This is a genomic window from Candidatus Kuenenbacteria bacterium HGW-Kuenenbacteria-1 (genome assembly GCA_002839745.1).
In the GTDB taxonomy this organism is placed as follows: domain Bacteria; phylum Patescibacteriota; class Patescibacteriia; order UBA2591; family PGYQ01; genus PGYQ01.
The window spans coordinates 1-13,437 of record PGYQ01000016.1 but is presented as its reverse complement, the minus strand read 5'-3'; the positions used below and the strand labels follow the sequence as shown (position 1 = coordinate 13,437).

Genomic DNA, 13,437 nt, shown 5'->3' with positions numbered 1-13,437 from the left:
TGATTCTTGAATTAAATCTTCTATTTGAATTTCAGAAAACTTATAAATAAAACGAGCTTCTTCTAATTGAGAAACGATCAATAATGAATTGACTAATTTGATCATTCTTTCATTACTTTGATAGGCTTTGTCTAAAAAATCTTTTTGTTCTTCTTTTGTCATTACGCTATTTTCAGTGATTAGTATTTCTAAAGACCATTTAATACCAGTCAAAGGCGTTCTTAATTGATGTGCGGCAATGGTAATAAATTCTGATTTCATTTTATTAATTAATTTTTCTCGAGTGACATCATGCAAAATAATCAATGTTCCAATCGCTTCGTATGTTTGAGTAATCACTGGCATTGTCCTGATTTCAAAAATTTTTTCCAATGGTTGCTTAAACATTAATTCACATTTTTTATCTTTGCAATGCCCTTCTGTTTTTATTAAAACCTCTTGGAGCTCTTTTATTTTAACAAAATTTGCCAATTCAAGCAAGGTTTTTCCTAAAGATTCTTCTTTGTTTATCTCTAAAATATTTTTGGCTTCTGGATTAATCAAAGCAATTTTTTGATTTTGATCGATCATAATCAATCCATCTGTCAAACTATTAATCACCGAATCCACTTTTCCTTTTTCAGTTACTATTTTTTCTTTAGAATTAGAAAGCGCCAAATCTCTTTTAATAAGCATTTTAGAAATTTTATCTAATTCTATTAAAGAATTTTTATACTTTATTATTTCCTCTGTCCCTTCACATTTATTCTTTTTAAAAAAATCAAAAAAAATCATTTTTTAAAAATTATTAAATAAAATAAACAAATTAACCTAATTTTTCTCCCAAAACCAAAACACACATTGTTTCATTGTGAAAAACAGAATTACAAATATTTGAATCAATGTTGCCTCCCAAAGGAGCTTGTTCACCATAAGTATAAAAACCAATCAATGGAACATTTTTGCCTAAAACATTTTGAACAGCTTCTATCTCTTCATTAATCTGAGGGCCTAATAATTTATAACGAGCCATGCAATCAAAAACAAAAATTGCTTTAGGAGTAGCTCCTTTAAGTTGCGCCAAAGCATTTTCGGCCGCCTCTTTAGCTGCTTGAATAGCCTTTTCAGAATCTCCCAACATTAAACGAACTTCTGAACCTTCAGGAGCTTCAGCAGCGCAAGTAATTTCTCCTTTTTCATTGGCAATCACAACATCAACAATTAATAATTCAGAAGAACCTTTTACTGTCATGCCTAAAGGATATGTGTAAGCCATTTTAGCAATTGGTTCTTTAACTAATTCCTCCGCCCTTTTACCAAAATAATCTTGATAAATACTCAAGGCTGGTTTACCATCTAATTCCTTAATTACTGCTCCTTCAGATTTTGTCACTTTCATTGGTAAACCAATTGGCTCCCAACCATGTTTCACTCCTAATCCCCAAGAAAAGTCACCAGACAAACCCAATCCAATTACTGTATCATTTAAAACTTGATCTTGATAATAAACAAAGGTCTTTTTAAAAGCAAAATCATCTCCAGCTGAACCACCAATAATTGGAAAATGTTCTCCTAAAGTTGATTTAAGTCCTCGAACAATAGCTGCTCCATTACCAGTCAATCCCTCTAAAATACTAATTAAAACAGAAATTTTTTCTGGAGCTTTTTCAATTACTTCTTTGGCTGCCATTTGTCCAGCTTGAAAACTGTCTTGTTTCACATCTTTCCCTAAACCAACTGTAAATTTAATTTTATCTGAAGCCATCGCCATAACCACGACATGATTACGAACAGATCCTTGCGTGCTAATTTCTCCCGAATCACTACAACCAACGACCATCGCTCCTTGAGAAACAGAGTTAACGCCTTGAAGCATTTTTTCTTGATCTAAAATAACTGAAGAAAAAACCATAATCAAATCTGGTTTTCCTTTCATTTGATTAATCGCTTGTTCGCAAGCTTCTTGACCTGCTTTTTGAGAATCGGCATTATTACTTCTGCCAACTCCAGCCTTCATTGAATCCATATTTTCTCCTTTTTTTTAATTCACGAAAATTATGAATTAAAAATTAAAAAATAAAATTATTAAATTAAATTTTAATCTTTTTAAAAAATTTAAAAAAATTTAATTTATTTATATTTTTATATTAGATATTATTTCTTTATAAACATCTTTTATGTTTTGATTTCCATTTATTTTAATTAATATTCCCATTTTTTGATATTCTTTCAACAATGGCTTGGTTTCTTGATGATAAATTTGAAGTCTTTTTTTAATGGCTTCTGGTTTTTCGTCTTCTCTAATAAAAAGTTCTTTGCCACATTTATTACAAACTCCTTTTTTCTTTGGCAAATTAAATTTTAAATGATAAACAGCTCCACAAATGCAGTTTTGACGACCAAAAAATCTTTTCAAACATTCTTTATCAGATAAAACAATTTCAATTACATAATCCATTTTTGATATTTTATCTAAAAATTGAGCCTGAATTAAATCTCTAGGATAACCATCTAAAATAAATCCTTTTTTACAATCAGATTTTTTTAAACGTTTTTCCATTACTTCATTAGTTAAATTACTAGGAGCTAATTTTCCTTTATTTAAATATTCTACAGCAATTTTTCCTAATTTGGTTTTTCTTGCGATTTCTTGACGATAAATAACCCCGGTAGATATTGCTGGAATGTTAAACTTTTTAGCCAATAATTCAGCTTGAGTCCCTTTACCAGATCCTTGCGCACCAAATAAAATTATCTTCATAAAAAATATAAATTAATTTAAATTTAATTATATTAATTTTAAATCTAACAACACTTTGCCAATAATTTCCGCATTTTTTGCGCTAATAGGACACATTGGCAAACGGAATATATTTTTACAAAGTCCCATTTGCGAAGCAATATATTTTACTGGAATTGGATTTGTTTCAATAAATAAAATAGCAAATAATTCTTTTAAATCATTATTTAATTTATTTGATTTATCTTTTTTATTTTCTAAACTAACATTTACTATTTCTACTATTTTTTCTGGAACAATATTACTAGCAACAGAAATAACTCCATCAGCGCCAAAATCATTAATTATTTTATTAGTGATATTATCATCTCCAGAAAAAACAATAAAATTTTTAGATCTTTTTTCGCATACATTTTTAATTTGTTCTAAATCTCCTGATGCTTCTTTAACTCCAATAATATTTTTAACTTCTTTTGCTAATTTTAATAATGTTTCAGTTTCTAAATTTATTGCTGTTCTTCCTTTTATATTATATATTATAACAGGTAAATGTGTTGATTGGGCGATTGCTTTAAAATGTAAATATAAACCTTTTTGAGTTGGTTTATTATAATATGGATTTACCAAAAGAATCAAATCAGCGCCAGCTTTTGTTGCTTTTATTGTTTTTTTAATAGATTTTTTAGTATTATTTGTTCCTGTACCAACCATTAAAAAACATTTTTTATTTATTTTTTCTTTAGCAAATTTAATCATTTTTTCAACTTCATCATCTTCAAGAGTAGGGCTTTCCCCAGTCGTCCCATTAATTAAAATACCTTTAACACCTGCTTTTAGTTGAAAAGCAATTAATTTTTCCAAAGAAACATAATCAATTTTTTCATTTTTATCAAATGGTGTAATCAAAGCCGTCCACACTCCTTGCAAATTTTTTCTATTCATAATATAAAATTTTAAAAATTAATTTTTTTATTTTAATTTTTTATCGCCCGACGATTTTTTTACCTTCAAAAACTTGTGTAAAGCTTGCCGAATCTATTGTGATTTGTTTGTTTTTATTTTATGACTTTTGGCATTTTCTAGCGCTTCAAGAGCAACTTTATCAAAATCAATATCTTTTTTAGCTTCTATTTTTTTATATTTACTAAACTTATTTTTTGTTATTTCGATCATAAGTTCGTGTGAAATTTTCCCCGCATCTTCTAAAATATTTCTATCATTGATTGTCAAAAAACCATTAAGTTTTTCTATCCAATTTTTCATATTCATCGGTATTCTACGACGAGCTTGTTCTGTGGCAAATACTAGATATTGTTCCACAAGAGCATTCAACGCTAACAATTCTTCTTTATTATAATAATTTTTAGCTATTATTATTTCTTCTTTTGTTGGTTTATTACCTCTAAATGTTGTAAGTCCTAAATTTTCTTTTTTTTCATCAATTCTTTCTACAATAATTTTCTGCAATTTCTGCTGCTGTATTTCCCGTAATCGCATAATGAACTTTATTTTGTATTGTTTTAAAAAATAAAATACTTTGATCATTAGTTGGATCATAATCAACACTGGTCGCATAAATATCAGTAATTTTTCTATAAAATCTTTTTTCACTTGCGCGAATATCTGCAATCGTTCGTTCTAATTCTTCAAAATAATCAAAGGGTAAATCTGGATTTTTGAGCCGTTCTATATCTATAATAAATCCTTTAATAATATATTCAGAAAGTTTCTTTGTCGCCCAAATACGAAATGCTGTTCCTTGTAATGATTTTACTCTATAGCCAACAGCAATAATCATTTCTAAATTATAATATTTTACAAAATACTCTTTATTATCTGTGCCAGTTCGTCGGAATTCCCGACATACTGAATTTTGATTAAGTTCTTTTTCTTCAAAAATATTTTGTATGTGTCCTGTTATAGTAGACCTTCCTTTTCCAAAAAGTTCTGCCATTAAATCCTGTGTAAGCCAAATTGTTCCATTATCAAAACGAACATCAATTTTTATATTCCCTTTCTTATCTTTATAAATAATAATTTGCGATTTTTGATTTTCCATATTATTTTTCTCTTTTAATGTTTTATCTTCCGACGAATTCTTTTGCCTTCAAAAATAATAATTTGTTTGTTTTTTATTTTTTTGTTTAGCATAAAATTATTTTAAAAAATACATAATTTAAATTATTTTAATCCAAATTTCTTTCTTCTTCTGCTTGTTCTATAATATTTGCTAATGTATGCAATGGCGTTCCCCACATATGTTTTACTAAATTAAAAAATTTTACTTCTTTGTCTTCTGGAAAATCCCTTTCTATCTCTTGTTCAAATTTTTTCATTAATTTTATCCATTTTTCTGTCTTTTTTCAAAAATTCTAACAATTTTCTTATCTTTTATATTTTTTAATAATTCTATTATTTTTTCAAATTCGTCTTCATTAGAAATGGAGTAAATCTCTTGTGTGATTTCTTTGTTTTTTTTAGAATTAGAAAAAGAATTAACAATTATTTCAATTACTTCAGGCACATTATTCAAAGCATCTTTTGTTATGTCATCTTTTCTTAATACTTGTTCTGAAATCTTTTTAAATTCTTCATAAGAAATTGTTTCTTTTTCTATCTCTTTTAATTCTCTCTCTCTGAGTCTAAAATTTCAGCTTTTGGAATTTCAGGTTTATTAAATTGTTTTTCTATTTGTTCTATCATAATTTTTATTTAATTTAAATTTTTAAATTATATCCTCATAAACATTTTACAGCGACAATGTAAATAAATTTATTAGTTTTTCATTATCCATTTCCGTTATCAACACCTCATTTAAACTTTATATAATCTCGTTTGATAAATTTATTTTTTTTGAAGCATAGCGTTAATTTTTTTATTTTTTTACATTCCTCGTCTTTTTTTTCTCTCGGCTATCAAAAAGTTTTTTCACCTCACGATCAAAGTCCGATTCAAGAATGCGATTTTGAATAACTTGATATTTTTCATATTCGCTTTCGGCTAATATTGTTGCAACTTCGTGGCTAACTTTTCCTAAATCATGCAATATTGAATTTTCGCTAAATTGTAAAAAACTATCTAATTTTTTAACCCAATCTTTCATATACATGATTTTGTTTTTACGCGCCTGATTTTCCGCAAAAACTAAATACATTTCAACAATTCTATTTAATTCGTCCATCTCGTTTTCATTCAAATAATTTTTGGCAATCACTGCGTCAGTTTTTCGAACTGCCCCTTTTGGCGCATTTTTCCATGTAGTTAATCCTATATTTTGTTTTTTACTATCAACTCGTGAATAAATTATTTCTGCCACAGTTTATCCAGTAATCGCAAAATGTAATTTATTTTGAACTGTTGCAAAAAATTGCTTAGTAATTTCTTCATTTGAATTATAGTCAGCACTACACTGAGCGTAAATGTCAGTGATTTTCTGATAAAATCTTCGCTCACTGGAACGAATGTCACGGATACGCGCCAATTGTTCTTCAAAATAATCTTGACCGAAAATGTTGTTTGGATTTTTTAGTCGCTCATCATCCATGGCAAAACCTTTAATGATATACTCTTTCAAAATCTGTGTTGCCCAAATACGAAATTGCGTGGCATGCGCGCTGTTAACCCGATATCCGACAGAAAGAATCGCATCAAGATTATAATGTTTTGTCTTATACTTTTTGCCATCACTGGCAGTTACCGAGAATTCCTCGGTAACTGAATTTTCTTGTAATTCATTGCTTTCAAAAATATTTTTTAAGTGTAAAGAAACATTATCAATAGAGCAATTAAAAAGTAAAGCGAGTAACTTTTGTGTCAACCAAATATTTTCATCATGCAAAAATATATCCACTTTTACTTTTCCATTTGGTGTAGTATAGAGTAAAAATTTTGTAAACCCCGTTAGATTCTTGTTATCTAACAAGATAGATATGTTTTGTTTTGTAATTTTCTTATTATTTTTTATAATTTTTTTTTGATTTTTCTCTTTTAATTTTTTGTTACCCGACGAATTTTTTGTCTACTGTGGCTGATAAAACATTAAGTATTCGTATCCACAACAAATGTCCTATGCAATCCATTTCTTCACTTGAAAAATCTTTATTTATTTTTTCTACAAATTCTTCATATATTACTTCTTTCCAATCATCTATCTTTTTTTGTAAAATTTTAAGTTCTTTTTTATTAATTTCTATTGTTTTATCTGGAAAATTTGAAAGAATTTTTCTGCATAAATTTTGTGTTTCTTCGTCAGGAAAAGAATTAATTATTTTTTCATTCACTTCTAAAATTTTGCACTCTCTCATAGCAAAACGTATTTCATTATTTTTTGGATCTTTGTATTGTTCTAATACTCTCTTTGAAATCTCTTTAAATTTTTCGTAAGAAATTGTTTCCTTTTCTATCTCTTTTAACTCTCTCTCTTTCTCTGAATCTAAAATTTCAGGTTCATTAAATTGTTTTTTTATTTGTTCTATCATAATTTTAATTTTAATTAAATTTTAAATTATATCCTCATAAACATTTTACAGCGACAATGTAAATAAATTTATTAGTTTTAGCCAAAAATTACTTTTAACATTTTATTGCTCTTTTAGTAAAAATTATCAGCTGTAACAAGTCTAACTTTTGCTTGTGAATATCTATTTTTAAAAGCTTTATTAAAAGCCTTTCGCTTGTATTTTATTTCTACTCCAATAAGTTCACTTCCCTTTTCCAACACCACATCAATCTCCGAACCCTGTTTTGTTCTCCAATAATAAAATTTGAAATTTTTATCAGAATAACTGTCTTGTTTTATTAATTCACTAATTATAAAATTTTCAAACAAAGCTCCCTTATCTGTTCTTGACTCCAAATCAGAAAAATCTCCAATCAGAGCATTTCTAATTCCGCTGTCATAAAAAAATATTTTTGTTGCTTTTGAAATCTCATCTCTCTTGTTTTTTGAATAAGGATACAACCGAAACAAAATAAAACTCTGCTCAAAAATTTCAATATATCTCTTAATTGTTCGCTGATCAGCTTTTAAACTATTAGCCAATTCGGAATAGTTTATAAGATTCCCGATTTGCCAAGCCAACAATTTTAACAAATCTTTGGCTAATTTCTTATCCTCAATCAAATTTAATTCCAAAATATCCTTGAAAATCAAACTGTCCGCAAAATTCAAAAGATATTTTTCATCATTGGAATTTTTGATTAAATGCGGATATTGCCCGTAGATTAAAACACTATTTAATATATTTTTTATATCAAATTTATATAATTGGTTTTTTGGATTATACTTTTTATCATCAATTATTTTTTCAAAAATATTGAAATTCAAATCTTTTTCAATTCCCTTTTGATTTAAATATTCAGAAAAAGTAAGCGGATAAATATTATAATCAATTTTTCTTCCAGCCAAGCTCTCCCCGGTCTTATTTTTTATATGAAATGAAGATGAACCGGTGATAATTATTTTTATATTTTCTAATTGATCATAAATTATCTTTATGGCCCTACCTGGATTGTCCAACAAATGAATTTCATCAATAATAATCTCTTTGGAATTTTCATTTATCAATGTTTTATATGTCTCAATATCATAGGATTCCAAAATTTTCTTAACAGGTTCGTTATCAACCAAAAAATAATCTCCGCTGGAAAATATTTTTTTAACTATGGTTGCTTTTCCAACCTGTCGCGAACCAAGCAAAATAAGCGCTTGCTTGTATTTTTTAAAATGCTGGCTAATTTTAGAATCAAGATGTCTTTTCATAAAAACATATTACTTTTTAAGCATTAGATGCATTAAAAGATATATCTAATTATATATAGCGGTCTATTTTTTGTCAAATTAGATTTATTTTTGCTTAATTTTTTTCTTTTTCGTCATCCCAAACCACCTGAACCTGAGGGAAACCTGAGGGACCGTTCATAAAAGTGTGTCTAGCTTTTTTATCTTTTTGTAATTTTCTTAAAATGTAGCGAAAATTTTAATTAATAAGAAACAGCCTGATCCCAATCAATTAAATAAATTCTGGGTTTTTGATTAAAATCTACATTTCCATTTTTATCTCTAAAAAATCTAAGACAAAAATTTTTTACAACATTTGTATGTCCATGTTTAATCTTATTTTTTTCCAATATTTCTATTATTTTTTCTCTATCCTCTTCTAATTCTTTTACAAACTCATCTGTTATTTGTTTCCAATCATATAAATCTAAATCTAAAACTCCACTATATACATTCACTAAATTTTCTTTATTTAATTTAAATGATTGTATAGGTTCAATAGGAACATAATCAAAACCAGCTTTTTCCCATAATTTATAATTTTTATATACTTTCTGCCATGTTAAAAAATGCTCTGGCTTTATATGTCTTATAATTGTTTTATTTTTTAACCCACCTCCGATTAGCGTAGTTTTAGGGGATTTTTTTTTAGAACCACCTTTCTCAAAATTTTGTCTTGAAAAAGAATCATTAGAAATAATATTCTTACTATATAAAGAACTTTCAATTAAAACATTTCCTAATTTTTCTTTGGCTAATTCAAAAAGATCTTTCTGTTCATTTTTTGGAACAAAAGGAATCATTTCCGCATAAATTTTTTGTACTTCTGGATTTTTTGTATTAAGACCAAGTTCAATTAAATCTGCCCTCTCATTTTCTAGAGCATTTTTATTTTATCTTTATTAACTACTTCTTTAATTTTTTCATCATTGTTCAAGCTAATGAACATAATTTACAGTTGGCTAATAATTTCAAATGTCATGTATTTATTATATTAAAAAAATTTTAACGACAATGTCAATCAAAATCGTGAAAAACTCAATTTTTTTTTTCACTTTTTCACGGTTTTAATTATAATTTGCCATTCTGCGACAGGACTAATACATGCTATTTTTTTTGAGACCCTACATAAAATTATTTTAAATAAAAAATGGAAGAAAATAATGGAAATTGAACTTCCATTATTTAATATTCTCTAAAAAATCTTCCATTGAGAAAAAACCTTGTTTTTTATTTAGCCATTCTGCTGCTTTAATTGCTCCCTCAGCATATCCTTTTCTATCGCGCGCAATATGCGTAATCATTACATAATCAGACGCGCTATCAAAACAAACATCATGAGTAAAATTAACAGCGCCTCCGCGAGTGGAAGAAAAATGAATTTCTTCTGGTTTTATTTTTCTATCCAATTTTTCTTCAACAACAGAAGTTTTTCTTTTAATATTTTCTAAAAGAATTTTCTCAATTATTTTAGCTGTTCCTGATGGAGAATCAGCTTTATTATAATGATGCACTTCGTGTGCCCAAATATCAAATTCTGGAAAATTATTAAATAATTGTGAAGCTTTTTTTATTATCTCATAATATAAATTTACTCCAATTGAAAAATTTGATGACCAAAGAAGTCCAATTTTTGATTCTTCAACAATTTTTTTCACATCATCCATTTGATTATACCAACCAGTAGTTCCTACAACAGTATTAACTTTTAATTTAGAAAGTTTTTTTATATTTTCAATAGCTGATGTTGGATGCGAAAAATCTATTGCAACATCTATTTTTGAAAAATCAGCTTCGTCTATTTTTTTTACACTAGTTTGAGGATCAACAATAACTAAAACATTATGTCCTGCTAGTTCAGCTAATTCTTTAATAATTTTCCCCATTGCACCAAAACCAATGATTGCTATGTTCATAAATTTGTTTGTTAAAAAAATTAAAATTAATTAAATTATTTTTTATTTTTTATTAATTCCTCTGCAATTTGAACAGAATTTAATGCTGCTCCTTTTAAAAGTTGATCACCGCTTACAAAAAATTCTAATCCATAATCTTTAAACACCAAACTCTGTCTAATTCTGCCAACATTAACATCGTAATTATTGCTGACAAAAAGAGGCATTGGATATAAATTTTTTTCAGGCTCATCAACAACTTTTATTCCTAAAGTTTTTTCAAATAATACTCGCACTTTTTCTGGAGAAACTTTTTTTTCAGTTTCAACAACAATGCTTTCACTGTGAGCTCGCATAACTGGAACTCGCACAGCAGTGCAAGAAATTAAAATATTTTTATCATTAAACCCTATTTCTTTAATAATTTTTTCTTTTTGTTTTTCCATAATTTTCTTTAAAAAAATTCTGTTATAGAAAATTTAATTAATTTTAATGTGTGATAGATTTATCATATTGCCAAACTGCTGAAATATCCATAAGAGGTAAAACAATAATATTTTTATCTATATGATTTATTCTACTTGAAAAGTCAAGCCCTCTATTTGAAATTTCAAGTAATGTGTTTTTCTTAAAATCAAACTTAAAATAAAGTATGGTTATTATTAATATTCATAATTATTTTTTCATAAAAAATTATGTCTCTCCGTTTATATTAAAATCAAACACTTTTTGTGTGTTTAAATTTATTTTTATATTAAAATAACAATTTCCACCATCTTCTACAGAAACCAAATCTTTTTTCCAATTTTTATAATCCGAACAGAAAAAATTTGCCCAAATTATTTTTTCTTCTTTTTCGTTTAAATATCCAAAAAATTGAACCTTATAATTTAATAATGCTTGAATTTCTTTTTTACTTTTTAAAAAAGACTCTAATAATTCTATGGCCTTTTGAATATCTGTATTAGTCGGTGTGTATCTTTTGTTATTGCCAAACAAAAAAGAAATGTCATAATTTGCAGGAAATACTACATAATTTTGCTTAAATAAATTAGTTAAAAAGTTTTTCATAAAATACCCTCCAATTAGAAGTATTGATAAAATTATAATTGTGATTAATATTTTTTTGTTCATAATTTTATATTTTAAAACATTGTTTCATTTGATTTTATTTTACATTTATTCATTGAATTTATAATTTCATCCACTTTTGTTTTATCAAGATTATATTCTTTTAGTTGTTCTCTTACTGTATTTTCAGATCTGTCAAACCAAAAATCAAGATCTTCAATTGATTTTTCCTTTGCTGTTATTGTCCCCTTTCTCTTTTTTGATGGATCTGTTTTATTGGATTCTGCCTCTATTCTAACAGCAACAACAAGAAGACAATAATCACTCTTTCTAATTGCTTTATTCCACCCATTTATTCCTTTGCCATTCGCAAGTTCTTTATGGCGATTATCAAGAACATAATAATTACTATCCAAAAAATCTGCAAGTTCTTGTTCGTTCTCAAAATTAAATTCTGTATTTGATCTAATATTTGAATCTACTTTTTTTGTATTTTTATTTTGCATTTGTTGATTTTTTTCAGTCACTATTTTCCATCTCTCCTTCAAAAACAAAAAATCATCTTTATTCAAAAATCCATCTTTAAATTTATTATCTACTGTAATTTGTATAATTAAACCTCTTTTGCCACTCACTTTATAAACCCATTTTGGACATCCTAACCTTTTTTCTTCATAACAAGCTTTAAAATTTTCCATATAAGCTTGTTTATGTTCTTCATCATTTTGAATTTTTATTTGTTTATAATCTAAAATAATCGGTCCTTTATGTTTTTTATATTTATAGTCTATTATTTTCTTTTCTGGATTAAATTTATTTTGATAATACTTTTCCATCAACTCTTTTTCAGTTGGTGCTATTTCAAATTTAGGTCCAGTTCTCCATGTTTCCCATGGATTTGGACCAGAGTTAGACTGCCATTCTAATGTAACATTTTTATTACCCATTCTAAATAAATCAATTAAAAAGTTTTTCATAAAATACCCTCCGATTAGGAGTGCTAATAAAATTATAATTGTGATTAATATTTTTTTGTTCATAATTTTATGTAAAATAGCATTTAGGTAAAATATTATTAATTTTCAATTATCCTCCAATCTGCTTGATACATTTCGTATATTTCAGGTATTGCTTTATATTTATTTATAAATCTATCCTTCATATCTTTACTATTTGAACTAAATTTAATAAAATCTACAATAAATTTTGGCCCGGTATTTTGAGAATAAATTTTATCTCTACTTAAATCACTGCCTTGACGATAATCAAAATGCGTTTGTTTCATAATCTTATCTGCTTTTTCAAACGAAATATCTTTTTTGAATACAACTACTAATTCAATATTTTTCTCTATTTTTACATTATTTTCCACAACTTTTTGTTCATTATTATTATAAACTTCCATTTTTTTATTTAAGGATACAACAAAACTTACGACATAATTTTCTTTTTTTATTTCCTGATTTTGTTTAGGATATGGCTCAACTTGAATAAGTTTAATAAAATAATTCTGCAATGTTATTATATTTTCGCCATTTTTCAATTGCACCTTTTTTATTTGTTCTTTTTGTAAGTCTAACAAATTTTTTCTCACAGACATGTCAGCCACTATTATCGCTTCATTATGTTTAGAACACAACACTTCTTTTGGACACCTAAAATCTTCCGCAACATCCAAAAACTTGATCCGCAACAATTCCTCACCTTTTTTAAGCAAAGCCGTTTGCCCAATTTTTAATTGAAATGTTTTATCTAATTTTATTTGTTTATTTTTTACAACAAAAAGATCACTTAAAAAGTTTTTCATAAAATACCCTCCAATTAGGAGTGCTAATAAAATTATAATTGTGATTAATATTTTTTTATTCATAGTTTATAGATATCACACTATGACCCCGCACTCCTATTTAGTTTTATTCCAAGAAAAGAATAATGGAATTCTGTCTCATTTAAATAATTAATAAATTCATCGG

13 protein-coding genes and 2 pseudogenes are annotated in these 13,437 nt (G+C 26.7%); all 15 read right to left on the bottom strand.

Features of this window, described 5'->3' with window-relative positions; all coding sequences use genetic code 11:
• Positions 1-774, bottom strand: a 774-nt coding sequence (locus CVV26_02970) for a hypothetical protein (protein ID PKL72124.1), incomplete at its 3' end; no start/stop codon positions are given.
• A gap of 31 nt (positions 775-805) precedes the next feature.
• The gene (locus CVV26_02965) at positions 806-2,005 is read right to left on the bottom strand and encodes a hypothetical protein (GenBank protein ID PKL72123.1); all 1,200 of its coding nucleotides are present in this window, start codon (positions 2,003-2,005) and stop codon (positions 806-808) included.
• Positions 2,006-2,113: 108 nt separating this feature from the next.
• A complete protein-coding gene (locus CVV26_02960; GenBank protein ID PKL72122.1) occupies positions 2,114-2,740 on the bottom strand; it encodes an adenylate kinase in 627 nt (208 codons plus the stop codon).
• A 27-nt stretch (positions 2,741-2,767) separates the two neighbouring features.
• Positions 2,768-3,661, bottom strand: a complete 894-nt coding sequence (locus CVV26_02955; protein PKL72121.1) for a 4-hydroxy-tetrahydrodipicolinate synthase — start codon at positions 3,659-3,661, stop codon at positions 2,768-2,770.
• 93 nt (positions 3,662-3,754) lie between these two features.
• A pseudogene (locus CVV26_02950) lies at positions 3,755-4,778 on the bottom strand (hydroxyacid dehydrogenase).
• A gap of 282 nt (positions 4,779-5,060) precedes the next feature.
• Entirely contained in the window at positions 5,061-5,243 is a 183-nt protein-coding gene (locus CVV26_02945) for a hypothetical protein (GenBank protein ID PKL72120.1), read from the bottom strand.
• 351 nt (positions 5,244-5,594) lie between these two features.
• Positions 5,595-6,644: pseudogene (locus tag CVV26_02940) on the bottom strand (cell filamentation protein Fic).
• Positions 6,645-6,717: 73 nt separating this feature from the next.
• Positions 6,718-7,197 carry a hypothetical protein gene (locus CVV26_02935; GenBank protein ID PKL72119.1) on the bottom strand — a complete coding sequence of 160 codons (480 nt, stop codon included), beginning with the start codon at positions 7,195-7,197 and terminating at the stop codon, positions 6,718-6,720.
• A 113-nt stretch (positions 7,198-7,310) separates the two neighbouring features.
• On the bottom strand, positions 7,311-8,480 hold the full coding sequence (locus tag CVV26_02930; GenBank protein ID PKL72118.1) for a hypothetical protein: 1,170 nt from the start codon (positions 8,478-8,480) through the stop codon (positions 7,311-7,313).
• Between the two features lie 221 nt (positions 8,481-8,701).
• Entirely contained in the window at positions 8,702-9,301 is a 600-nt protein-coding gene (locus CVV26_02925; GenBank protein PKL72117.1) for a hypothetical protein, read from the bottom strand.
• A gap of 378 nt (positions 9,302-9,679) precedes the next feature.
• Entirely contained in the window at positions 9,680-10,414 is a 735-nt protein-coding gene (gene dapB / locus CVV26_02920; GenBank protein ID PKL72116.1) for a 4-hydroxy-tetrahydrodipicolinate reductase, read from the bottom strand.
• 35 nt (positions 10,415-10,449) lie between these two features.
• Entirely contained in the window at positions 10,450-10,839 is a 390-nt protein-coding gene (locus tag CVV26_02915; protein ID PKL72115.1) for a hypothetical protein, read from the bottom strand.
• Positions 10,840-11,086: 247 nt separating this feature from the next.
• Positions 11,087-11,527, bottom strand: a complete 441-nt coding sequence (locus CVV26_02910; GenBank protein PKL72114.1) for a hypothetical protein — start codon at positions 11,525-11,527, stop codon at positions 11,087-11,089.
• An 11-nt stretch (positions 11,528-11,538) separates the two neighbouring features.
• Positions 11,539-12,504 carry a hypothetical protein gene (locus CVV26_02905; GenBank protein PKL72113.1) on the bottom strand — a complete coding sequence of 322 codons (966 nt, stop codon included), beginning with the start codon at positions 12,502-12,504 and terminating at the stop codon, positions 11,539-11,541.
• 35 nt (positions 12,505-12,539) lie between these two features.
• Positions 12,540-13,334: a hypothetical protein gene (locus tag CVV26_02900; GenBank protein ID PKL72112.1), complete on the bottom strand. Its 795-nt coding sequence runs from the start codon at positions 13,332-13,334 to the stop codon at positions 12,540-12,542.
• Positions 13,335-13,437: the final 103 nt, after the last annotated feature.

Excerpts from the sequence above, each read along its gene's own strand:
- CVV26_02965 (PKL72123.1), bottom strand. The coding sequence starts at position 2,005 with ATGGATTCAATGAAGGCTGGAGTTGGCAGAAGTAATAATGCCGATTCT.
- CVV26_02960 (PKL72122.1), bottom strand. The coding sequence starts at position 2,740 with ATGAAGATAATTTTATTTGGTGCGCAAGGATCTGGTAAAGGGACTCAA.
- CVV26_02955 (PKL72121.1), bottom strand. The coding sequence starts at position 3,661 with ATGAATAGAAAAAATTTGCAAGGAGTGTGGACGGCTTTGATTACACCA.
- CVV26_02935 (PKL72119.1), bottom strand. The coding sequence starts at position 7,197 with ATGATAGAACAAATAAAAAAACAATTTAATGAACCTGAAATTTTAGAT.
- CVV26_02930 (PKL72118.1), bottom strand. The coding sequence starts at position 8,480 with ATGAAAAGACATCTTGATTCTAAAATTAGCCAGCATTTTAAAAAATAC.
- CVV26_02925 (PKL72117.1), bottom strand. The coding sequence starts at position 9,301 with ATGATTCCTTTTGTTCCAAAAAATGAACAGAAAGATCTTTTTGAATTA.
- dapB (PKL72116.1), bottom strand. The coding sequence starts at position 10,414 with ATGAACATAGCAATCATTGGTTTTGGTGCAATGGGGAAAATTATTAAA.
- CVV26_02915 (PKL72115.1), bottom strand. The coding sequence starts at position 10,839 with ATGGAAAAACAAAAAGAAAAAATTATTAAAGAAATAGGGTTTAATGAT.
- CVV26_02910 (PKL72114.1), bottom strand. The coding sequence starts at position 11,527 with ATGAACAAAAAAATATTAATCACAATTATAATTTTATCAATACTTCTA.
- CVV26_02905 (PKL72113.1), bottom strand. The coding sequence starts at position 12,504 with ATGAACAAAAAAATATTAATCACAATTATAATTTTATTAGCACTCCTA.
- CVV26_02900 (PKL72112.1), bottom strand. The coding sequence starts at position 13,334 with ATGAATAAAAAAATATTAATCACAATTATAATTTTATTAGCACTCCTA.